Genomic DNA, 21,910 nt, shown 5'->3' with positions numbered 1-21,910 from the left:
GGATCCGGTTACAGCCCGTATTCTTTCCAACGCCGAGCGACCTGGTCCCTGGTCGCCTGATCCATCACGGCTTCGGCGGGCCAACCGCCCTCGCGACGATATCCCTCGGTCGGGAGCTTGCGGGTCGCGTCCACGCCGACCTTCCCGCCGAAGAACTGCTCGTATGAGGCATGGTCGAGGTGGTCGACCGGGCCGATCGTGGTCACCAGGTCGCGGGCGTAGTCGACGTTACCGAATGCACGCCATGCCACCTCTGAGTAGTCGTGGACGTCACAGTCGGCATCGACGACGACAACGAGCTTGGACAACGACAGCAGCCCGGCGCCCCAGACCGCGTTCATGACCTTCTGCGCGTGCTTGGGATAACGCTTCTCGATCGAGACGATCACGCAGTTGTGGAAGACGCCCTCCACCGGAAGGTCGTAGTCGACGATCTCCGGGATCATCATCCGGACCAACGGAAGGAAGATCCGCTCGGTGGCCTTACCGAGCGGTCCGTCCTCCTGCGGCGGACGCCCCACGACGATCGTCTGGAACACCGGGTCACGTTGCATGGTCATCACGTCGACCCGCAGCGCGGGGAACGCCTCGACCGGAGTGTAGAAACCCGTGTGGTCACCGAACGGACCTTCCGGGCGGCGCTCGCCCGGCTCCAGCCAGCCTTCCAGCACGACCTGGGCGTTCGCCGGAACCTGCAGGGGAACGGTCAGGCAGTCGACCATCTCCACCCGCTCACCGCGCAGGAACCCGGCGAACAGGTACTCGTCGATCTCCGCCGGCAGTGGCGCGGACGCCGCGTACGTCACCGCCGGGTCACAGCCGAACGCGATCGCCACCGGCAGCCGCTCACCACGGCGTTCCGCCACGGCGTGATGGGCGTTGGAATCCTTGTGGATCTGCCAGTGCATGCCGACCGTCCGGCCGTCATGACGCTGCAACCGGTACAGACCCAGGTTGCGCTGCCCGGTCTCGGGATGCTTCGTATGGGTGAGTCCCAGATTGAGGAACGCACCGCCGTCGTCCGGCCAGGCATGCACCCCGGGCAACCGGAACAGGTCGACGTCTGGACCTTTGAGGACGACGTCCTGGCATGGGGCGGTGCGCACCTTGCGCGGTGGCATCGCCCGGAGCGAGGCGACCTTGCCGAGCGCCTCCCGCAACCCGCCGAAGCCGGTGGGGATCTCGGGCCTGAGCAGAGCCGCGATCCGGTCGCCGATCTCGTCCAGGCTGCCGGCGCCCAGCGCGGCGGCCATCCGTTTCTCGGTGCCGAAGACGTTGATGGCCAGCGGCATGTCAGCACCGGTCGGCTGATCGAACAGCAACGCCGGCCCATGGTCACGGACGACCCTCGTGACGATCTCGGTGACTTCCAGGAGCGGGTCGACCGGGACGCGAACGTGCCGCAGGTCGCCGTGACGCTCGAGATGAGCGAGGAACTCGCGTAGATCCGCCCAGGCCATGACGTCCATCCTTGCAGCGCCTCCGGGCGCCCGTCACTGCCCACCCCGGTGCCCGCCGCCGCCGCGAGTGTGGCCGCTGCGCCGTCCGGTATCAAGCAACGGTCGCTACTCGGTGACATTGGATGGTTATGCAACTTTTCCACAACGGATGGACCGCTGCCGATGGGCGGTGATTGGCGGTACGGTCGGACGACAAGGCGACGCGATCGCCAGGCGCTCTGGATACCGGATCGCGCCGGACGGAACGAGAACGGAAGGGGGCAGCGGTGCGGTGTTGGGGTTCGTACTGACGTTGGTACTCATCAGCTTCTGGGTTTGCGCCATCATTGACGCGATCGTGGCCCCGGCCGTCGCGGTGCGCACACTCCCCAAGATCGCCTGGATAGGGATCATCGTTCTGTTCTATGTTGTCGGTGCCATGGCATGGTTCCTACTGGGCCATCCGCGTGCCGATGTCGACCCCACCGAGAACAGCGATCACCCGGTATGGGGCGGCCGACGTCCGCGGGCCCGCAGCCGTGGGCTCGGCTGGGGCGACCGGGACGAGATGCCGACCGGGCGGGTACATCCCCGGATCCGCAGGGCTCCCGCACCCCGGCCGATTGCCCCCGACGACGACCCCGAGTTCCTGCGTGAGCTGTCCGAACGAATCCGCCGGGGGGACGGCGACGGTCCACCCCGGAGCTGACCTCCGCCGGTCGTCGTGGCGCGGTCCCGCCCTCGGGCTGCTCTCACTTGACCCCGGCGTAGGAGTGCAGGCCCGAGATCACCAGGTTGACCAGGTAGTAGTCGACAAAGAGCGCACTGAAACCCAACAGGGAGATCATCGCCGCCTTCCTGCCCTTCCAACCCGCGGTCGCCCGGGCGTGCAGGTAGGCGGCGTAGATCACCCAGGTGATGAACGACCAGGTCTCCTTCGGATCCCAGCCCCAGTAACGGCCCCAGGCCGCCTCCGCCCAGATCGCCCCTGCGATGACCGCGAACGTCCAGACCGGGAACGCGAAACCGATCACCCGATAGGTGAGACGGTCCAGGGATGCGGCCGTGGGCAGCCGCATCATGATTCCGCCGCGCGTGCGCATCGCCGCGGACGCGTCCGCCCGACCTGCGGCGACCGCCGCAAGCCGGTTCTCCCAGCGGTCCTTCAACAGGTACAGGACGGTCGTGACCGCCGAAACCAGGAACACGCCGCTGGCGGCGATCGCCGCCACAACATGGATCTTGAGCCAGTAGGAGTTGAGCGCCGGGACGAGCGGGCCGACCGCGACGTACAGAACGGTGCCCGCGAATCCCAGGTACAAGACGACCGGCAGCATCACGAAGACACCCAGCCAGCGGACCCGCGCCCGGGTCAGCATCACCAGATAGACCGACACCGCGACCAGGGTGATCATGGAGGAGAACTCGTACATGTTGCCCCACGGCACGCGGCCGGCGGCAAGGCCACGGGCCGTCACCGAACCCACGTGCGCGGCCCAGCCCAGGACGGTCAGCACGACCGCGATCCGGCCGACCCACAGCGCCCGGGTCGGGGTCGGCGGGTCCGCACCGTCCCCCGCCATCAGGGCGGCGAGCGCCGCCTGTTCGGCGACGCGTTCCGCCGAGCGAGCCCTCGACGCGGCCAGCGCCACGGCGGCGGGATCAGCCGTCGGGCCGGACCCGACCATGCCACCACCGGACGCGTCAGCCTCGGTCGCATCCGCGCCGACCGTCACCGGTACCCGGTCGGGTGCGGCGACCAGGACGCCCACCGCCGGGGACGCCACCGTCCGATGCTGGACCGCCAGCAGTTCACCACTCGTCCGCCCGAAGCGGCTGAACGCGAACTCGGCCGCGTAACCGAGCATCGCCAGCGCGTAGACCACCATGGTCACGCCGAGCAGATGGTCGGACAGCGAGGCAAAACCGGAGTTGACAGGCATCACAGCTCCTGTTCGGTGGAGTCCGCCGGCCGAGCGGTCGGCCGCAGTGCCCGAAGGCTCGGTGGGGCCGGATCGGAGCCTTGCGGACGGGTACGTCCGGCGTCCGCCGTGGCCGTCCGTACCTCGTCAGCGATCGCTTGCAGCTCGGTGGCGAAGCCGTCCATGTCGGAGCGGGACAGACCGCCGACCTCGACCGTGGTCACCGCATCGACGACGGTGCCCGGATCCGGGCCGACCTCGGGGCGCGCCCGTATCCAGACCCGGCGCCGGCGTACCCGCATACTCACCAGCAGACCCGCGATGATCGCAACCGCCGCGGCGAGTACCCAACCCTTGAAGGGATCCGACTTCGTCTGGAACGTCGCGAACTCACGGACACCGTCGGCCTCCAGGGACATCCCACCGGGCAGACCGGTGACCGTCCGCTGGCCGGGATTGTTCAGCGCGAGCACCTGCGCCGTCCGGTCCTTGCCGATCGGGCCGTCCAGGCGCAGCTGGTGCATGTCGCGGGTGTCGAGCGAGTAGACGTTCTGCGGGACACCCTCGTTGATGTGCAGGTTGCCGACGTAGCCGGTGAGCGTGAGGCCGGGCGCGTTCGCCGCCGGATGGGTCGAGACATAGCCCTCGGCCGGGTCGAGTCGGGTGGTCGGGGTGAACACACCGTTGAAAGCCAGTTGTTGGGGCTCGCGCGTAGGCCCGGTCGCGGGAAGACCGGTATCCCCGATCTTCAACGTGCAGGTCGAGGCGAACATGGCGTTACGCGGGGTGCATGGCTGATAGCCCTCCCAGACGACCCCGCCGTCACTGTTCTTCAGGACGAAGTGGGGGGCATACCCATGACCGATCAGGTACACCTTCGCGCTGCCGATCACCAGTGGGTGGTTGACCCTTATCTCGGCCGTACGGATGGGCCCGTCCAGCTCGGAGGCATACGCAACCTTCGCGCGGAAATCCGCAGGCTCGCCGTTGGGCTGGTAGGAGGCGGTGAACTGCTCCATGGTCAGGGAGAACGGATGCAGGTCGCCGGCGGGGTCGACGAGCCTGCCCCGGCTGAACTGGTCATAGGAGACCAGCGTGTTCGCAAACCCGTCCCCCGCGATGACCAGCACCGTGCCCTGGTAGCCGAACCACGAACCCAGCCCGACACCGACAAGCATGAAGACCAACGCGACATGGAAAATCAGGTTTCCGGTCTCGCGCAGGTACCCCTTTTCCGCCGCCATGGAGAAGTCGGGACTGCCGTCGGGCCGGGTGGTGCCCTCGGCTGCGACAGCGACCCGGAACCGTCTGCGCCGCAGGACGGCACGGGCGGCCTCGATCGCCTCCGGCGGGGTGAGCGCGCTGTCCCACGACTGTCCCCCGGCCAGCCGGCTCGGCCGGGCCGGGGCCCGCGGCGGTCGTCCCACCAGCGCCTTGGCATGCCAGCGGACCCGGGATGACAGACACCCGATCAGGGAGATGAACAGCAGCAGGTAGATCGCGGCGAACCAGGGAGCGCCGAAGACGTCGAACCCGGACAGCCGGTCGAGAACCGGCGCGAGTGAGGGATGGTCGGTGAAGTACTCGTTCACCTTCAACGGGTTCAACGACCGCTGCGGCAGCAGCGAACCGGGAACGGCCGCGAGTGCCAGCAGGAACAGCAGCAGCAGCGCCGTGCGCATGCTGGTCAGCTGGTGCCAGACCCGCCGAACGGAGGCAGCGGCCTTGCGCGGCAGGCCGGGTCCGCCGGTACCACCTACTCCGGCCCGCCGCGGCGGTCCGAACGACGGTGCCGGCGTCTGCCCGCGCACCTCGTCGGGCACGGTCGTCGGCGCTGCTGGTCCGTTCACAGCGGCGTCTCCGCGAATCCCGGTGCATAGGGCCGGAGAGAGGCGATCAGATCGGTCCAGGCACCGGTGACCTGGAGAAGGCCGACCGCGACGAGGAGCAGGCCCCCGAGCATGGTGAGCATCCTCGCGTGCCGGCGCACCGCAGCCAGCGCACCGGCCGCCTGCCGGAACGCCAGGCCCACGACCAGGAACGGAATCCCCAGTCCCAGACAGTAGACGGCGGAGAGGAAGGCGCCCCGGCCGGCGGTCGCGCTCTGCACGGCCAGCCCCAGCACCGCCGTCAGCGTCGGGCCGAGGCACGGCGTCCAACCGATTCCGAACAGGACGCCGAGGACCGGCGCGCCGAGCAGGCCGGGCGCGGGCAGCCGGTGGATGCGCCATTCCCGGTTGGCCAGCGGAACCCGTACGAACACCCCGGCGAACGTCAGCCCCATGACGATCGTCACCGCTCCGAGAAGCTGGCTGACACCGACCTGGTGCAGGGTCAACCATCGGCCCAACCCGCCGAACGCGGCGCCGTAGCTGACGAAGACGGCGGTGAAGCCGGCCACGAACAGGGCGGTGCCGATCGTGACCCGGCCCAGGCGCCGCCCGGATCGGGGCCGGGGTGTGGAGTGGGGCCCGGAGCTTATGATCAACGCGGTGGTAACTCCCGGCGCGGCGGTAACTCCGGCCGTCGCCGTGACGGGCGCCGTGACGGGCGCCGCGGCAGGATCCGCCGGGCGGGCAGCGAGGTCCTCGCCGGACAAACCGGTGACGAACGAGAGGTATCCGGGTACTAGTGGCAGCACGCACGGGGACAGGAAGGACAGCAGTCCGGCAGCCGCCGCCACCGGGGCCGCGAGCAGCAGCGGCCCGTCGGTGACGAACGACGTGACGCTCACCGGGAGGCCTCCCGCACCCGGACGGAGCCGCTCATGTTTCCGCCCGCAAGCGGGTGAGCACGGGCGTCAGGTCGCCCGGCAGGACCCCGCCGGTGAACCGGGCCGCGAGTCGACCCTTGCTGTCCAGCACAAAGGTGGATGGAAGTCCTGGCGGCACCGGCCAGCGCGCGGCAAGGGTGCCGATCCGGTCGACGATGCTCGGATAGGTGACGTTGTTGTCCTGGATGAATGCCTTCGCGGCGGAGAGGTTGTCCTTCTCGTTCACGCCGACGAAGGCCACCCCCGGACTGTCCGCGGCCAGCTTGACCAGACCGGGCGTTTCCGCACGACAGGGTGCGCACCACGACGCCCAGAAGTTCACGACGAGAATCTTCCCCCGGAAGTCCGCGAGATCCAGATCGGGGCCGGCCACTGTCGGACCGGTGAGGTCCGGCGCCGGTGTCCGGTTCGCCAACGGGACGAAGTCCGAATTGGATGCCTGCTGGACGAAACCGAAGCCGCCACCGGCGGCCTGGTCGACGCTGTCCGTCCCACCGGAGCACGCGGTCGCGAGCAGGGTCAGGGCAGACAGCGCGGCGGCGAATACGAGCGATGCCCGGGTCCGCGGACCGCGCCCCGTCACCTGCCCGACCGCAGCGGTGGGCACCCCGGATGCTGACGGCACGCTCTGCCGCTCGTCCACATTCACTCCCCTGGCGATCGGCGAACCGGATGGAACCCGGTACGTGCCTCGCCCGCCCAACCGACATCGCACCTACGACCAACTGTAGAACTCGATCCCCAGAGTAGGTTGCGGACGCCGCGCATGCCCAGCGGCCCATACCTGCGTGACCCCGGCCGTCAGGACCCCGACCGTCAGGCGCCGACCGAGCCGGCCCGGTCGACGCTCGGACCATTCGGCTCCGTGTAGTCGACCCGGACCAGCTGGTCCCCCGAGTAGACCGCCGAGGTGACGCTTGCGAGCGCGCACTGGCGACGGTCCGGGCGGTGCCAGAGCCGGTGGCCCTCCAGCGCACGCCGGGTTGTCCACACCGGCAGCTGGTGGCTGACGAGTACCACCTCCCGACCCGGGAAGGCGACGCGCCACTCGGCCACGGCGGCAAGCATGCGCTCGGCGATCTCGGTGTAGGGCTCGCCCCAGGACGGCTCGAACGGATTACTCAGAACCTTCCACATACGCGGGTCGCGCAGCAGCCCCGGCCCGGCCTCGAACCGTTTGCCCTCGAAGAAACTGCGGCTCTCGATGAGGCGTGGGTCGACCTCGACCGTGACACCGCACGACGTGGCGATCGGCGCCGCGGTCTGGCGGGCCCGCTCCAGCGGGCTCGCCACCACCGCGGCGATGTCATGCCGCGCCAGGAACTCTGCTGTTACCTGCGCCTGGCGAACCCCTGCCGTGGACAGCCGAAACCCCGGCAACCGGCCGTACAGGACCCTCTGCGGGTTGAAGACCTCGCCGTGGCGGACAAGATGGACGGTGGTGAGCCCGGCCTGTACGTCGTGCCCTTCGGCTGTCATGAGCGTCTCCCGCCGGCACTCGTGGCCGCCACGGGTTCGGGTACCGCCGCCGCGGCTCGTGCCGCCGCCGACGCGGCGCCCGCGATTCGCTCGACGGCCTCGTCATCGTGCGCCGCCGAGACGAACCACGCCTCGTAGCCGGACGGCGGCAGGTACACCCCTGCGTCCAGCATGGCGTGGAAGAACGCCGCATACCGGGCGCTCGACTGGGTCTGTGCTCCCGCGTAGTCGACAACGGACCCGGCATCGGTGAAGAAGACGCTAAACAGCGAGCCGGCGCTGCCGGGCAGGTGTGGCACACCCTCCTCGGTCAACGCCGTCGAGACGATGCCGGCGACATCGCCGGCGCGCGCGTCCACCCTCGCGTACACGTCCGGGACCAGGGCCCGCAGCGTGGCGAGACCCGCGGCGACCGCCAGCGGGTTACCCGACAGCGTCCCAGCCTGGTAGACGGGGCCGACAGGCGCAAGGTGGGCCATCACATCGGCCCGGCCGCCGAAGGCCGCCGCCGGCAGCCCACCGCCCATCACCTTGCCGAAGGTGAACAGGTCCGGGGCCCATCCCTCGACGGCACCTTCCAGCCCCCACCAGCCGGCCGGTCCGACCCGGAAGCCGGTCATCACCTCGTCCAGGATGAGCAGCGTGCCGTGTGCGTCGCAGAGCCGCCGCAACCCGGCGTTGAAACCCGGCAGCGGTGGGACCACTCCCATGTTCGCCGCGGCGGCCTCGGTGATGACTGCGGCGATCCCCTCGGGGTGCTGCGCGAACGCCGCCTCGACCAGGGCCAGATCGTTGTACGGCAGGACGATGGTGTCCGCGGCGGTCGCCGGGGTCACCCCGGGAGTGTCCGGCAGACCGAGGGTGGCGACACCCGAACCGGCGGCGACGAGTAGAGCGTCGACATGGCCGTGGTAGCAGCCCGCAAATTTTATGATCTTTGAGCGCCGGGTGAACCCTCGTGCAAGCCGCAACGCGCTCATGGTGGCCTCGGTTCCTGAGCTGACCAGCCGCACCTGTTCGACCGGAGCCACCCTGGACACGATCTCCTCGGCCAGTTCGACCTCACCCGGACTCGGCGTGCCGTAGCTCGTGCCCCGCGCCGTCGCCGCCCGCAGGGCCTCGACAACCGCCGGATGGGCATGGCCCAGGATCATCGGACCCCAGGAGCAGACCAGGTCGACGTACCTGCGACCATCCGCGTCGGTGAGGTACGCGCCATCCCCGGACACCATGAAACGCGGTGTACCGCCGACCGCCCGAAACGCCCGGACCGGCGAGTTGACCCCACCGGGTATGACCCGCCGCGCGCGGCGGAACAGCTCCTCGGAGGCCGGAGCCTCGGACCCGACTGACATGCCACCGATCCTCGCAGGTCGACGCGGGACCATGGCGCTCCTGGTAGCGCGGCGGCCGGTCACGAACCCGATTGATCGGTACGATCCCAGGACAGGTGCATCCGGATGCATACGTTCACGCCACGCGCACCATCACCCGTCGCGGGCCGCGCATCCCGTCTGACGGTAGGTACTGTTTGCCGCGTATACAGAGATCGGACACGGCGACCGCCATCCTCGTCGGAAACTGGCGGGTGGCTTTGCTCGGCGCGTTCGTACCGCTGGCCGCCATGCTCGCCATCCTGCTGGCCGCCGGGAGCGTCGTCATGGCGACCACCGGTAGCGGGACCGGCATGGGCAGCGCCGACGGACCCGGCGCCGGCCTGGTGGACGCGCCCGGCGCCGACGTCGGCGCGGACCCGGTGGGGTTCGCGTTCGCATACCTGGTCCTGGCGGTCGGGGGAAAGCTGCGGGCCACTTCCGCGGCGGCGGAGCTGTACAGCTCCCAGCAGCAGATCGGTTTCATGCCGATGCTGCCGACCCTCGCCGGCTTCGGGCTGATGATGGTCGTCCTGACCCGGCGGTGGCGGCGGGACGCGACCGCGGCCACCTCGGTGGTACTGATCGACGCGGCCCGGGTCATCGTGCTGTTCGTCGCCGCCGTCGGAGTGATCGCGGTCTTCACCCGGTATGAGACCCGCGCCGACGGGCGGTTGCGCGCGGAGGTCGGGCCCACCGTGGTGCGGGCCCTGGCGTGGACGACAACCACCATCGTGAGCTCGGTCGTCCTTGTGACGGCCACGCGGACGAAAGCCTGGACCCGACGGATCGTTTCGGCGGCCCGCGGACCTGCCATCGCCCTGGGTGTCGTAATCGCCGGCACGATCGCGATCAGCTCGGTCTGGACGGCTGTGGAAGTCTCCCGACTCGACCATGCCGGGACCAGCCCGAAGATCGCCGCCTTCGCGGTGCTCGCACTGTTCCTGCCGAACCTTGCGGTCAACGCCACCGTGCTGTCGATGGGGGTTCCGCTGACCGTCAGTTCCGGTGCCGGCACCGCCACGTACTCGCTCACGGACCTCCTCGATCTCGGCGGCTGGTACTGGCTGCTCCCGGTGTCGCTCGGCCTGCTCCTGGTCTCGGTGGTGATCGGCATGGCTGTCCGCGCAAGGACCATGGCAGCGGCACTGCGCGGCTGTGTGGTGTTCACCGGCGGGTTGGCGGTCGGCCTGCTGCTGGCCTGCGCCGCGGTGGCACGGCCCGAGGTCGGGCCGCTCAGCTACACCGCGCCGGGACGGACGTCCTTCGGCGCCGCGGTCGGGCCGGCCGTGCTGTGGGGACTCGGTGCCAGCGTCATGGGGCTCGCCGTGGCGCTACCGGCGGGTCATGAGCGGCGAGTCCCCGAAGACGCCTGACGCGGCTACCGAGGGTCGATCCGCACGATCGAAGATCTGTCAGGCGGGCCCCGGCGCCGCCGATGGGTGGGGGATAACCCGGCCGCCCACCGGCGGCAGTCCGTGGCGCGGTCCACAGCCCGCACGATGGTCGGAATCCGGCGCGGGTGTGCCGCCGGGCCCACCCGCGCCGGAGGTGTCACGACGCACCTCCGAGCATGACGCAGCAGGCCGCACGGCGCTCGACATAGCCCGTCGACCGGCTGCCGCGGGAGCATCTGTGAGCTTCGCGAGGGTCCGCGGGCTCGTCCAGCGAACACGCGGTGGACACAGCGTCGAACCCGATTGACAGCCAGACTCCGCGCCCCGGATACTCGCCTACGAGTAATCGTGAACGGAGAACGGCGAGTGCGGGAACGGCGAATGCGGGAACGAGCAGGTCAGGGGGCGCCGGGAGCATGGGCCGTCGACGAATGTCGAACATGCTGGCACTCGCCGTGCTTGCGCTGCTCAACGAACGACCCATGCACCCGTACGAAATGTCGACCACGTTGCGTGAGCGACACAAGGAAGACAGCATCAAGTTGAGTCACGGCTCGCTCTACACAGTGGTGGACGCACTGGCCCGCAGCGGGTACATCTCCGCCCGCGAGACCGTCCGCGAAGGTCGACGTCCCGAACGGACCGTCTACGAGATCACGTCGTCCGGTCGGACCGAGCTCTACGACTGGATGTCCGAGCTGGTCAGCACACCCACCAAGGAGTACCTGCGCTTCGAGGCGGCGCTGTCGATGCTGGCGGTGCTCACCCCCGATGACACCATCCGGCTGCTCACCGAACGCCGCAACCGGCTCATGCTCCAGATCGAGCACACCCACGCGGGCGAGGCACTCGCCGTCCGCGAGGGTCTCCCCCGGCTGTTCACGCTGGAAGCCGAGTACGTGAGCGCGCTCGCCGAGGCCGAACTGCGCTACGTCGACGAGCTCATCAAAGAGATCTCCAACGGGACGCTCGACGGCATCCACATCTGGAACGCGATCCACACCCGCGAGACCGAACCCGGCCGGATTCGCGAAGTCGTGGTCCGCGCTCTCGAAGCCGGCGGCCACCAGGGATTCGCGGCCCGCTCCGTCCTGGAGACGACCGAACGGGCGATCGCCGCGCTGACCAACCGGGAGAACACGAGCAGCACGGACAGCACGAAGAAGACGGGCGGCGCGGAGTCCGGTTCGGACGAAACGGACCAGGGAGCGATCATGCAGCAGTAAAACGCTGGCGCAGCCATGGTCCGTGAGCGAGCGCTGGCACGCCCACCCACGGACCGTGATGGACGATTACCCGATCGCGGAGCGGACCGGCATCCGGAGCGTGCTTGTCATCAGCGCTTCTCACCATAGGACGAATCCCGTACATCGTCCCCGGTGAGGCCGCCGAGTTCATCCCCGGTCGTCCCCAAACGCTCGATCATCCACAATTGATCATTTGTCCGACAGGGGGACCTATGACCACCCATCCGGCTCCGGCGCATGCCGGACAGCCGCCCGCCAGCTCCACCGCACAGCTGTCCGACCCGCAGAACCCGGTCGCGCCCACGTCGACCACGGCAGCCGACACCGGCGCAACCACGGCCGAGCCTGCACCCACGGCCGAGCCTGCACCCACGGCCGGACCGGCGGCTGAACCCGGCACCGCCACGACGACATCCGCGCGGCCCGGTGGCCAGCTCGCGATCCAGGCCCGCGACCTGGTCAAGACCTACCGCGGCGGCATCCGAGCACTCGACGGCCTGAGCTTCGGCGTGGCACCCGGAACAGTGTTCGGCCTGCTCGGGCCGAACGGCGCCGGCAAGTCCACCACAGTGAAGATCCTCACCACGCTGTCGCGTCCCGACTCCGGCTCCGCCACGGTGGCGGGAGTCGACGTCCTCACTCATCCCAGCCAGGTCCGGCGTGCCATCGGTGTCGTGACGCAGCGATCCGGTGTTGATCTGGAAGCGACCGGCCGGGAGAACATAGCGCTCGCAGCCCACCTGCACGGACTCTCCCGCGCTGAACTGAACGACCGGGTCACCGAACTACTCGACCGTTTCGAGCTGGTCAAGGCCGCCGACCGGCTCGCCCGCACCTACTCCGGCGGCATGCTGCGCAAGCTCGACGTGGCCGTCGGCCTGGTGCACCGGCCCAGCGTGCTGTTCCTCGACGAACCCACCACCGGCCTGGACCCGCAGGCCCGCGCGCAGATGTGGGACGAGATCGGTTCACTCGCCACGGACGGGCTGACGATCCTGCTCACCACCCACTACCTGGAGGAGGCGGACCGGCTCGCCTCCCAGGTCGCGATCATCGATGGCGGGCGCATCCTCGTCGAAGGCAGCCCCGACGAGCTCAAGAGTGATCTACGGGGCGATGCCGTCCACCTGGAGCTCGCGACCGTTCCGGACGCCGCCGTCGTCGCCGAGCTGACCGTTGCCCTCGGCCAGGTGGCCGGCGTCACCGCAACCACCGTGGACGGCCGGGAGGTCCACACCCGGGTGACGCACGGTGCCTCGTCCCTGCCTGCCGTGTTCGCCGCCTTCGAACGGGTGAACGTCGCGGTTGTCACCGCGACGATCGCCAGACCGTCGCTGGACGACGTCTACCTGCGCCATGTCGGACGCAGGTTCGTGGCCGGGGCGGAATCATCCGACCAGCATCTGGGCACGTCGAAGGAGGTGGCGTGATGCCAGGCCTCGCGGACGCCACACGGCCCGACGCCACACAGGTCGACGCCACACGGCCCGACGCCACACAAGGTACGGTCGACACCGCGGGAACCACCGCCCGCCAGGGCCGCTCGGTGGCCATCCCGGTGCCCCGACCGGCGCCGACGCAGTCGCAGTACGCAGCCTCCGCAGGCAGCCAGTTGCGGTGGTTGACCGTACGACACCTGCGTGCCCTGCTACGCCAGCCCGCATACCTGGCGATCACGATCGTGCAGGCGGTGGTGTGGCTGCCGCTGTTCGGTTCGCTGTTTCGCCACGTCGTGGAGGTTCCCGGTTTCGGCGGCGGATCCTATTTCGACTTCCTCACCCCCGGCGTGGTGGTGATGAGCGCCCTGTTCTCGGCCGGATGGGCCGGCATGCGGGTCATCGTCGACATCGACCGCGGCGTGATGGACCGGATGCTCGCGTCCCCGGTCCGCCGCGCGGCGCTGACCAGCAGCGCGCTGGTCTACCAGGTGGTGGTCACCACCATCCAGTCGACCATCATCCTGCTGCTCGGTTGGGCGGTCGGGACCCACTACCGCAACGGGTTGGTCGGGCCCGTCGTCCTGCTCATCGCCGCGGCGCTCGTCGCCGTCTCGGTGGCGGCCCTGTCCAACGCGCTCGCGCTGATCGTCCGCAAGGAGGACGTCCTGATCGCGGCGGTGAACTTCTGCATCCTGCCGCTGACGTTCCTGTCATCAGCGATCATGGCGCGCGACCTGATGCCCGGGTGGATGCAGGTGATCGCACACGTCAACCCGGTGGACTGGGCTGTGAGCGCCGCCCGCGAATCCGGATCGGTCGACCCGGACTGGGGATCGGTCAGCGTTCACCTGGTTCTGCTGGCCGCACTCGCGGTGGTCGCCGCAACGCTCGCGACCCGCGCCTTCGACTCCTACCGCCGTTCCCTGTAGACCCGAAGGAAGTCCTGCGGGTGTACCGAGGCGCGGCCCTGGTACACCCGCGGCACCGACGGCGGGGGCGTCCCGCTCCGGATCCTTCCCGGTCGATCAGTGACAGGTTCACCGACATCCGTAGGTAGGAACCGTCGCCATAGTGACGGTTTCCACCTACAGCTCCGGGCGCGACACGGGCACGGCCCGCACCGGCCCGCGAGCCCTACCGGTCCGCGGGGGCCGGCCGGTCCGCGGGGGCCGGCCGGTCCGCGTGAGCCCGCACGCGCACCGCCTGACGGCGGCCCCGCTGCACCACCCGATCGATCACCCGGTCGAAGTCCACCACGTGTTCGCCCGACGCGAGCGGGACACCATCGATCTTGATGCCCCCCTGGTCGACGAGCCGTCGAACCTCGCTCTTCGTCTTCGCGAGCCCGGCGGACACAAGCAGACCGGGGATGTCGACCGGTTCTCCGGCGGGCACGTGGACGACAGGCACGTCGGTGGGCACCTCCCGGCGCTGGAACAGCTGGTTGAACTGCTCCCTGGCCGCAGCCGCCCCGGCCGCGCCGTGGTAGAGCGCGACGATCCGCTCGGCAAGATCACGTTTTGCCTCGGCGGGCTGGGCTGCCATCCGGGCGGTGAGCGCGGCCATCTCGGCCGCGGTGAAGTCGGCGCACAACGCCGCGTAGGTGGCCACCGCCGAATCCGGAATCGACATCAGCTTGCCGAACTGCTCCGCGGCGGGCTCCCGGATGCCGATCCAGTTGCCCAGCGACTTGCCCATCTTCTCCACGCCGTCCGTGCCGACCAGCAGCGGCACGGTGATGACGACCTGCGGCGAGAGCCCCGCGTCCCGCTGGAGCGTACGGCCGACCAGGTTGTTGTAGGTCTGGTCGGTACCACCGAGCTCGATGTCGGCGTCGACCGCGACGGAGTCGTACCCCTGCAACAGCGGGTAGAGGAACTCCATCAGGCTGATGGGCCGGCTCTCCCGGTACCGGCGGGCGAAGTCGTCACGTTCGAGCAGCTGGGCAACGGTAAGGGAGGTGGCGGCGGTCAGGAAGTCCTGCAACGGCAGCTTCTCCAGCCACTCCGCGTTGCGGCGGATCTCCACCCGGTCCGGGTCGAGGATGCGCATCACCTGGTCGAAGTACTCGTGCGAGTTGGCGACCGTCTCCTCGGCGGTCAGCACCTTGCGCGTGGCCGATTTGCCGGTAGGGTCCCCCACCCGGCCGGTGAAGTCCCCGACGATCAGGACGGCGGTGTGCCCGAAATCCTGGAACTGGCGCAGTTTGCGGAGCACGACAGCATGGCCGAGGGTCAGCTCCGAGCCGGACGGGTCGATCCCGAGCTTCACCCGCAACGGCCGGTTCTCCCGGGCGGCCTGCGCCAGCTTGGCCCGCAACCCGTCGACCGGCAGGATCTCCGCGCAGCCGACCGCCAACCGTGTCGCCTGTGCATCGATGTCCGGACCACCATCTGCGGAACCCCCACCTGCTGGGCTACCACCATCCGGGCTACCGGCAGCGAGGCCGACACCTGCCTGGCCAGCCATCCCACAACCTCCATCCGCGGCCCGGCCACATTCACCTGACCGCCACCCGCTTACCAACCGGCACCAGAGAAACGACTTTCGCAACGGACCGCGGACCTCGGAGCAGCGGCAACACCCGACCGCCGCCGACGCCCCGCGTCCCGTCCTATCCTGCCTGCCCGCCATGCGGTCGAGCCGATCCCGGGCTCGGGCGGGTCAGCGCAGCCGCTGAGCCACCTCGGTCGCCCAGTAGCTCAGTATGATCTGTGCGCCCGCCCGGCGGATCGCGATCAACGTCTCCGCGATGACGCGCTCACGGTCGATCCAGCCGTTCGCCGCCGCCGCCTCGACCATCGCGTACTCCCCCGACACCTGGTAGGCGGCGACCGGCACGTCCACAGCGTCAGCGACCACCCGCAGTACGTCCAGATAGGCCAGCGCCGGCTTCACCATCACCGCGTCGGCGCCCTCGGCGAGGTCGAGGGTGACCTCCCGTAGGGCCTCAACGGCGGAGCGGGCCGGGTCCTGTTGGTAGCCGGCGCGATCACCGAACTGTGGCGCGCATTCGGCCGCGTCCCGGAACGGACCGTAGAAGGCCGAGGCGTACTTCGCCGAATAGGCGAGGATGGGCACGTCGGGGAAGCCTCCGCCGTCGAGCGCCGTCCGGATCGCGCCGACCTGGCCGTCCATCATCCCGCTCGGGGCCACCACATGGGCGCCGGCACGGGCCTGCGCGAGCGCGATCGAGCCGTACCGCTCCAGGGTGGCGTCGTTGTCGACCTCGCCCTTGTCCGTCAGCAGGCCGCAGTGACCGTGGTCGGTGTACTCGTCCAGGCAGAGGTCCGTCATGATCACCAGATCGTCGCCGACTTCCGAAACGAGATCGGCGAGAGCGAGCTGCACGATCCCGGACGAGTCGTCCGCGGCCGAACCGCGGCTGTCCTTGTCCGCGGGGATGCCGAACAGAATGAGCCCGCCGACACCGGCCCGGGCCGCCTCCACCGCCGCCTTGCGCAGCGATTCCCTGGTGTGCTGCACCACGCCGGGCATGGACGGGATCGGCGCCGGAGTGTCGATGCCCTCCTTGACGAACAGCGGCAGCACGAGGTCGGCGGGGTGTAACCGGACGTCGGACACCAACCGGCGCAGCGCACCGCCCCGGCGCAGCCTGCGGGGCCGCGCCAGCGGAAAACCGACGGCCCCACCAGCGGCGGCGCCCGACGGCATGGTCACCGCCGGGAACCGCGCCGGGGCTTGGGTAGCCGGGCCGCGAGCGGACCGACCTTGCCCAGCTCCTCACGGTGTTCGGCGGCGAAGTCCGCCAGCGCCTGCACCAGGGACGGGATCGTCGCCTCCGCCGCCTGGACGTCGACCCGCAGGCCGAGTTCGACGGCGGTGGCCGCGGTCTGCGGGCCGATCACCGCGATCACCGTGGTCTCGTGCGGCTTGCCGGCGATCCCCACCAGGTTGCGCACGGTCGAGGACGACGTGAACACCACTGCGTCCACCCGGCCGCCCTTGAGCGCCTCCCGGATCGGAGCGGGCGGCGGCGCGGCCCGCACGGTGCGGTAGGCGGTGACGTCGTCGACGTTCCAGCCACGGTCCTTCAGGCCCGCGACCAGCGTCTCGGTGGCGATGTCGGCCCGGGGCAGCAGAACCCGGTCGAGCGGGTCGAACACCTCGTCGTACTCGGGCCAGTCGGCCAGCAGACCCTCGCTGGACTGCTGGCCAGAAGGGACCAGGTCCGGACGGATACCGAAGGCGCGCAGCGCGTCCGCGGTTGCCTCACCGATCGCAGCCACCTTGACACCCGCGAACGCCCGCGCGTCCAGACTGCGTTCCTCGACCTTCTCCTGGACGGCCCTGACCGCGTTGACGGAGGTGAACGCGACCCACTGGTAACGGCCGGAGACCAGGCCGGTGATCGCCCGCTCCATGGGGGCGGCTGTACGGGGAGGCTCCACCGCGATCGTCGGCACCTCCAGCGGACTCGCGCCGTGCGAACGCAGCAGATCGGACAGGATCGCCGCCTGCTCCTTGGTCCGGGGCACCAGCACCGTCCAGCCGAACAGCGCCCGCGACTCCCACCAGGAGAGCTTGCCGCGGGCCGCGACCGCGGCGCCGATCGACATCACCACGCAGGGGGCATTCGCGATGACGGGAGCCGCGTCGGACTCGATCCGGTCCAGGGTGGAGGAGACCGTGCGCTGGTCGGTCGTGGTGCCGTCCACCGTCACTGCTACGGGCGTGTCGCCCGGCCGGCCGTGTTCGACCAACGCGGCCGCCACCTTGCCGACCTCGTTCGACACCGCCGTCACGACAAGCGTTCCGGGGACCTGAGCGAGCGCCACCCAGTCGATGTCCGAACCCGGCGTGCCAGGGGCTCCGAGCCCACCCAGGCCGAGCGACGAACCCAGTGGCGAGGCCGCGAGACCGGCGCCGCCGAGACCTGGGCCACCGAGACCCGTACCGCCGAGACTGGTGCCGCCGAGGCCGGACAGACCGCGTCCGCCCAGGCGGTTGGCTCCGAACGGTGCGGATCCCAGCGGCAGGCCAGGGGTGTCCGTGACCGGGGTCGTGACCGTCGGTTGCACACCGCTGGCGGAGAACACTCCCGCCGTGCTGGCAAAGGTGACCGGGAGCCCCGGAGCCACTCCCGAGTAGGTCGCGACGGCCGCGCCGGTCAGAATTCCCGGCACGACACGGAAAGGAATCTTTGCCTTGGCCAGTGCCTGCGCGTCGGCGGTGCCGATTCCGGTCAGCCACGGATCTGACGCGTACAGCCGGACAACGCGTTCCCCGGCGCGGGCCCGGGCGACGACCGCGACCGTGGCCGCGTCAGCGTCCATAATCGGCTTTGCCTGTTCGGGATCCCCGATCCGGAGCACTTCACCGGGTAGCTTGTCGACAATCTCGGGAGCGACATCGGGATCAACGATCACCGAATCGGCCCCGGCCAGCGTCTCGGTGGCGAGAACGGTCAGCAGACCGGGGTCGCGTGGGCCGGCTCCAACGAGAGCGACCGGGGTCAGGGGCTTCTTCGTACGGCGGGTGGCCATGATCAGCGATTTCCCATCAGCGTCTGTGCTCCGGCGGACAACATCTCGTCCGCGAGGCGCTCTCCCAGCGCCTCCGGGTGGTCAGCAGGGCCGATGATCTCGCGCCGGAGAACACCGTTCCCCTCCGGCGACGCGACCACCGCCCGAAGTCGGATCGCACCGGCATCCGGTGCTCCATCGGACGCTGTCCGGACATCGGCAAGGGCGCCGATCGGCGCGCTACAACCGGCCTCGATGGCGGCCAGATATGCGCGTTCAGCGGCGACAGCAATGCGCGATGGTGGATCGTCCAGCGCAAACCGTAGCAGCTCGGCGAGAGTTCCTCGGCGCCGGTAGGGGTCTACCCGGTCGAACCCGGACTCCAGCACGTCAGGGTCGGCCGCGCATTCGACCGCCAGCGCACCCTGCCCGGCAGCCGACACCATCACGTTCGCATCCAGCACCTCGGTCACCGCGTCCAACCTGTCCAGCCGGTCAAGGCCGGCATGGGCAAGTACGACCGCGTCGACCACTCCGTCGATCGCCTTCTTTATTCGGGTGTCGACGTTACCTCGTATCGGCACGACGTTCAGTCCGAGCCCGAGGGCCCGCAGTTGAGCCGCTCGCCGGGGAGACCCGGTACCAACCCTGGTGCCGGGTCCGAACTCGTCCAGCAGGCGTCCGCTCGGCGTGACCATGACGTCGCGAGGATCCGCGCGCGGGGGGACGGCGGCCAGCACCAGCCCGGCCGGAGTGACGGTGGGCAGGTCCTTGAGAGAGTGCACGGCGAAATCGATCTCGCCGGCCAGCAGCGCCTCACGCAGTGCGCTCACGAAGACGCCGGTACCCCCGATCTGGCTGATCGCCTCCTGGGAACGGTCGCCGGCGGTGGCGATGCGCACCAGCTCGACCTCACGGCCGAGTCGTTCCCGTACCCAGGTGGCGACCAGGGTCGACTGCGCGAGGGCCAGCGCCGAGCCCCGGGTTCCCAGCCGTAGGGCGCGCCGGTTTCCGGCCGCGCACGGGACGGATCCGCTGCCTGCATGGTCCGGCTGATGGTTCCCGTTCGTCATGGTGCCTCTCGCAGATCAGGTGCGGACACGATGGCCGGGGTTTCCCGGGGCAGGTCGAACAGCTCCCGCAACGCCTCGGCGTAGGAATCGCCATCCGGGGACGCCGCGAGTTGCTGCACTCGCACGGTCGGCGCGTGCAGCAGCTTGTCCGCGACGCGCCGCACCGCGCCCTCGACCACGGCCCAGTCGCGCGGGGCAAGATCGGGTAGCCGTGTATGCAGCCGGTCGAGCTCGTCCCGGACGACAGCCGCGGCCTGGGCCCGCAGCGCCACGACTGTCGGCGCGACCCGGTGTGCCCGGCGCCGGTCGAGGTAGGTGCCGACCTCCGACGCCACCAGCGACCGGACCGACTCGACATCGCTGACCGCCGGATGCCCGTCGAGGGCGGTCCGCAGGGTGTCGAGGTCGATGAGGGTGACGCCCGGCAGGTTGCGGACGTCCACGTCGACGTCCCGCGGGAGCGCGAGGTCGAGCAGAACGAGTGGCCGTCCGTCACGCCGGGCCAGCGAGTCCGCGACGGCCTGGTGGGTCAGGATCAGCCCTGCCGCGCCGGTGGACGAGATCACCAGGTCGGCCCGGTCCAGTTCGTCGCCCACCTCCGCGAGCGGGACCGTCTCGGCGGTGTAGGTCTCGGCGATCCGCCGGGCCCGTGCCACGGTGCGGTTCGCGACAACGAGGTCGGCCGCACCGGCCCGGCGCGCAACGGCCGCGGCCAGGGCTCCGACAACGCCTGCGCCCACCAGCAGGACCCGACGACCGGCCAGCGCGTCAGCGGCGGGCACCGTATCGACCGGGGACGCCGGCCCAGCCACCTGTGCCGGGTCGGGGGTGCCGGTCGCCATGGGCTGCCACACCGTGGCGGCCATCCGTACCCCGACCGATACGATCGACGCCCCGGCCGTGCCGATCGCGGTCTCGCTGTGCGCACGTTTGCCTACCCGCAACGCCGTCTGGAACAGGCCGCCGAGCGTGGTCCCGACGCTGCCGTCCGCCTGGGCCGCACGCAACGCCGCACGCACCTGCCCGAGGATCTGTGTCTCCCCCACCAGCATCGAGTCGAGCCCGCAGACGACGGAGAACAGATGGCTGACCGCCCGTGCGTCGTGGTGGACGTACAGGTGCGGCGCAAGATCCGAGAGATCGGTTCCAGTGATGCGGGTGAGCTGATCGGACACGTCCGCGACGCCACCGTGGAAGGTCTCCACCTCCGCGTAGATCTCGGTACGGTTACAGGTCGACAGCACCACGGCCTCGGCGACACGCCCGGCCTGCAGCAGATCGTGGAGCACCTTCGGGACGTCGTCGTCCGACACGGCGGCCATCTCCAGGATGGACGTCGGTGCCGTCCGATGGTTGAGGCCCACCGCCAGCAGGCTCATGACGCCTCACCGCCGGTCGTACCCACCAGGGGACCGCCGCCCCGGGTCCGCGGCAACGCCCGCCCTGCCGTGGCTCGGGTCATGCCGTCCGGAGAGGATGCCGGCCGCTTACGGGCCTCGTGGAACGACAGGATCTGCAGCTCCACCGCGAGATCGACCTTGCGCACGTCCACTCCTGCCGGCACCGACAGCACGGTCGGAGCGAAATTAAGGATGCTTGTGACTCCCGCGGCGACGAGACGGTCGCACACCGCCTGCGCGGCGGTCGCCGGTGTGCAGATGACGCCGATGGTGACGCGGCTGTGCTCGACCAGGACCTCCATCTCGTCGAGCGGGCGTACCACGACGCCGCCGATCGACTCACCGATGCGGCATGGGTCGATGTCGAGCAGAGCGACCACGCGGAAACCTCGGGCCTGGAAACCGCCGTACCCGGCGAGCGCGTGGCCGAGGTTGCCCACCCCGACCAGCAGGACCGAACGATCCTCGGTGAGACCCAGCTCGGCGGCGATGCGATTCAGCAGAAGGTCCACGCCGTAGCCGACGCCGCGCGTCCCGTAGGAACCGAGATGGGACAGGTCCTTACGCACCTTCGCCGATGTCACGCCCGCTGCCGTGGCGAGCGTCTCAGACGACACCGTATGAACCCCCCGATCAGCCAGCGAGGTGAGAACCCGCAGGTAAAGCGGGAGTCGGGCAACTGTCGCCTCGGGTACTGGCGAGCGTTCACGGACGACCGAGGCTGCCCGCCGAAGCTCAGTCATGTACGGCTCCCGCACCGCTTGAGGCGCCCGGCTGCCGGCGATGCTGGCCGTCCGCCCCCACGGTGCTTCGCGGTCGAACGACGCCGGTAGACGACTGTCCGGGCGAGTTTACGACTTCGTGAAGGCGTTCACGAAGTTG

At 69.9% G+C, this 21,910-nt stretch carries 18 protein-coding genes; 5 read left to right on the top strand and 13 right to left on the bottom strand.

Features of this window, described 5'->3' with window-relative positions; all coding sequences use genetic code 11:
• Positions 1-8: 8 nt before the first annotated feature.
• The gene (locus NBW77_RS02590; protein ID WP_131748699.1) at positions 9-1,460 is read right to left on the bottom strand and encodes a menaquinone biosynthesis decarboxylase; all 1,452 of its coding nucleotides are present in this window, start codon (positions 1,458-1,460) and stop codon (positions 9-11) included.
• Positions 1,461-1,731: 271 nt separating this feature from the next.
• On the opposite strand from NBW77_RS02590, the gene NBW77_RS02585 reads away from it, so the two are divergent.
• Entirely contained in the window at positions 1,732-2,148 is a 417-nt protein-coding gene (locus NBW77_RS02585) for a PLD nuclease N-terminal domain-containing protein (protein WP_165486294.1), read from the top strand.
• A 43-nt stretch (positions 2,149-2,191) separates the two neighbouring features.
• Here NBW77_RS02585 and ccsB read toward each other — a convergent pair whose 3' ends face one another.
• The 6 genes from ccsB to hemL form a co-directional block, all read right to left on the bottom strand.
• A complete protein-coding gene (gene ccsB / locus NBW77_RS02580; RefSeq protein WP_131748703.1) occupies positions 2,192-3,382 on the bottom strand; it encodes a c-type cytochrome biogenesis protein CcsB in 1,191 nt (396 codons plus the stop codon).
• Positions 3,382-5,211: a cytochrome c biogenesis protein ResB gene (gene resB / locus NBW77_RS02575; RefSeq protein ID WP_502799422.1), complete on the bottom strand. Its 1,830-nt coding sequence runs from the start codon at positions 5,209-5,211 to the stop codon at positions 3,382-3,384. Before resB ends, ccsB begins: the two co-directional genes overlap by 1 nt.
• Positions 5,208-6,095: a cytochrome c biogenesis CcdA family protein gene (locus NBW77_RS02570; RefSeq protein ID WP_250279229.1), complete on the bottom strand. Its 888-nt coding sequence runs from the start codon at positions 6,093-6,095 to the stop codon at positions 5,208-5,210. The genes resB and NBW77_RS02570 overlap by 4 nt, the downstream gene beginning before the upstream one ends.
• A gap of 31 nt (positions 6,096-6,126) precedes the next feature.
• Positions 6,127-6,777: a TlpA family protein disulfide reductase gene (locus NBW77_RS02565; protein ID WP_502799421.1), complete on the bottom strand. Its 651-nt coding sequence runs from the start codon at positions 6,775-6,777 to the stop codon at positions 6,127-6,129.
• 173 nt (positions 6,778-6,950) lie between these two features.
• Complete coding sequence (locus tag NBW77_RS02560; RefSeq protein ID WP_131748705.1) at positions 6,951-7,613, bottom strand: histidine phosphatase family protein; 663 nt, start codon at positions 7,611-7,613, stop codon at positions 6,951-6,953.
• On the bottom strand, positions 7,610-8,968 hold the full coding sequence (gene hemL, locus NBW77_RS02555) for a glutamate-1-semialdehyde 2,1-aminomutase (RefSeq protein WP_131748707.1): 1,359 nt from the start codon (positions 8,966-8,968) through the stop codon (positions 7,610-7,612). The genes NBW77_RS02560 and hemL overlap by 4 nt, the downstream gene beginning before the upstream one ends.
• A 233-nt stretch (positions 8,969-9,201) precedes the next feature.
• Between hemL and NBW77_RS02550 the strand changes: the two genes are divergently transcribed.
• The 4 genes from NBW77_RS02550 to NBW77_RS02535 all read left to right on the top strand — a co-directional run bounded on the left by NBW77_RS02550 (position 9,202) and on the right by NBW77_RS02535 (position 13,998).
• Positions 9,202-10,362: a hypothetical protein gene (locus NBW77_RS02550; protein ID WP_131748709.1), complete on the top strand. Its 1,161-nt coding sequence runs from the start codon at positions 9,202-9,204 to the stop codon at positions 10,360-10,362.
• A 437-nt stretch (positions 10,363-10,799) separates the two neighbouring features.
• On the top strand, positions 10,800-11,609 hold the full coding sequence (locus NBW77_RS02545; protein ID WP_131748711.1) for a PadR family transcriptional regulator: 810 nt from the start codon (positions 10,800-10,802) through the stop codon (positions 11,607-11,609).
• Between the two features lie 233 nt (positions 11,610-11,842).
• Entirely contained in the window at positions 11,843-13,060 is a 1,218-nt protein-coding gene (locus NBW77_RS02540; protein WP_131748713.1) for an ATP-binding cassette domain-containing protein, read from the top strand.
• A complete protein-coding gene (locus NBW77_RS02535) occupies positions 13,060-13,998 on the top strand; it encodes an ABC transporter permease (protein ID WP_131748715.1) in 939 nt (312 codons plus the stop codon). The genes NBW77_RS02540 and NBW77_RS02535 overlap by 1 nt, the downstream gene beginning before the upstream one ends.
• A gap of 205 nt (positions 13,999-14,203) precedes the next feature.
• Here the strand turns inward: NBW77_RS02535 and tyrS are convergent, their stop codons facing one another.
• From tyrS to NBW77_RS02505, 6 genes are all read right to left on the bottom strand, one after another.
• On the bottom strand, positions 14,204-15,538 hold the full coding sequence (gene tyrS / locus NBW77_RS02530) for a tyrosine--tRNA ligase (RefSeq protein WP_250279228.1): 1,335 nt from the start codon (positions 15,536-15,538) through the stop codon (positions 14,204-14,206).
• A 195-nt stretch (positions 15,539-15,733) separates the two neighbouring features.
• Positions 15,734-16,744 (bottom strand): porphobilinogen synthase, encoded by a 1,011-nt coding sequence (gene hemB, locus NBW77_RS02525; RefSeq protein WP_250279237.1) that lies wholly within the window; start codon positions 16,742-16,744, stop codon positions 15,734-15,736.
• A gap of 2 nt (positions 16,745-16,746) precedes the next feature.
• Positions 16,747-18,576, bottom strand: a complete 1,830-nt coding sequence (locus NBW77_RS02520) for a bifunctional uroporphyrinogen-III C-methyltransferase/uroporphyrinogen-III synthase (RefSeq protein ID WP_131748716.1) — start codon at positions 18,574-18,576, stop codon at positions 16,747-16,749.
• Between the two features lie 2 nt (positions 18,577-18,578).
• Positions 18,579-19,628: a hydroxymethylbilane synthase gene (gene hemC, locus NBW77_RS02515; protein ID WP_131748718.1), complete on the bottom strand. Its 1,050-nt coding sequence runs from the start codon at positions 19,626-19,628 to the stop codon at positions 18,579-18,581.
• The gene (locus tag NBW77_RS02510; protein ID WP_250279225.1) at positions 19,625-21,007 is read right to left on the bottom strand and encodes a glutamyl-tRNA reductase; all 1,383 of its coding nucleotides are present in this window, start codon (positions 21,005-21,007) and stop codon (positions 19,625-19,627) included. The genes hemC and NBW77_RS02510 overlap by 4 nt, the downstream gene beginning before the upstream one ends.
• Positions 21,004-21,771: a redox-sensing transcriptional repressor Rex gene (locus tag NBW77_RS02505; protein WP_131748719.1), complete on the bottom strand. Its 768-nt coding sequence runs from the start codon at positions 21,769-21,771 to the stop codon at positions 21,004-21,006. The genes NBW77_RS02510 and NBW77_RS02505 overlap by 4 nt, the downstream gene beginning before the upstream one ends.
• Positions 21,772-21,910: the final 139 nt, after the last annotated feature.

It is taken from the genome of Frankia sp. Cppng1_Ct_nod (genome assembly GCF_920656135.1).
GTDB lineage: Bacteria > Actinomycetota > Actinomycetes > Frankiales > Frankiaceae > Protofrankia > Protofrankia meridionalis.
Note: the sequence above shows the minus strand (reverse complement) of the source record. Positions and strands in the feature narration are given on the sequence as shown.

What these genes read in the sequence shown, in the direction of transcription:
- NBW77_RS02590 (WP_131748699.1), bottom strand. Translation starts at nt 1,460, where the DNA reads ATGGCCTGGGCGGATCTACGCGAGTTCCTCGCTCATCTCGAGCGTCAC.
- ccsB (WP_131748703.1), bottom strand. Translation starts at nt 3,382, where the DNA reads ATGCCTGTCAACTCCGGTTTTGCCTCGCTGTCCGACCATCTGCTCGGC.
- NBW77_RS02560 (WP_131748705.1), bottom strand. Translation starts at nt 7,613, where the DNA reads ATGACAGCCGAAGGGCACGACGTACAGGCCGGGCTCACCACCGTCCAT.
- hemL (WP_131748707.1), bottom strand. Translation starts at nt 8,968, where the DNA reads ATGTCAGTCGGGTCCGAGGCTCCGGCCTCCGAGGAGCTGTTCCGCCGC.
- NBW77_RS02545 (WP_131748711.1), top strand. Translation starts at nt 10,800, where the DNA reads ATGGGCCGTCGACGAATGTCGAACATGCTGGCACTCGCCGTGCTTGCG.
- NBW77_RS02540 (WP_131748713.1), top strand. Translation starts at nt 11,843, where the DNA reads ATGACCACCCATCCGGCTCCGGCGCATGCCGGACAGCCGCCCGCCAGC.
- NBW77_RS02535 (WP_131748715.1), top strand. Translation starts at nt 13,060, where the DNA reads ATGCCAGGCCTCGCGGACGCCACACGGCCCGACGCCACACAGGTCGAC.
- tyrS (WP_250279228.1), bottom strand. Translation starts at nt 15,538, where the DNA reads ATGGCTGGCCAGGCAGGTGTCGGCCTCGCTGCCGGTAGCCCGGATGGT.
- hemB (WP_250279237.1), bottom strand. Translation starts at nt 16,744, where the DNA reads ATGCCGTCGGGCGCCGCCGCTGGTGGGGCCGTCGGTTTTCCGCTGGCG.
- NBW77_RS02520 (WP_131748716.1), bottom strand. Translation starts at nt 18,576, where the DNA reads ATGGCCACCCGCCGTACGAAGAAGCCCCTGACCCCGGTCGCTCTCGTT.
- hemC (WP_131748718.1), bottom strand. Translation starts at nt 19,628, where the DNA reads ATGACGAACGGGAACCATCAGCCGGACCATGCAGGCAGCGGATCCGTC.
- NBW77_RS02510 (WP_250279225.1), bottom strand. Translation starts at nt 21,007, where the DNA reads ATGAGCCTGCTGGCGGTGGGCCTCAACCATCGGACGGCACCGACGTCC.
- NBW77_RS02505 (WP_131748719.1), bottom strand. Translation starts at nt 21,771, where the DNA reads ATGACTGAGCTTCGGCGGGCAGCCTCGGTCGTCCGTGAACGCTCGCCA.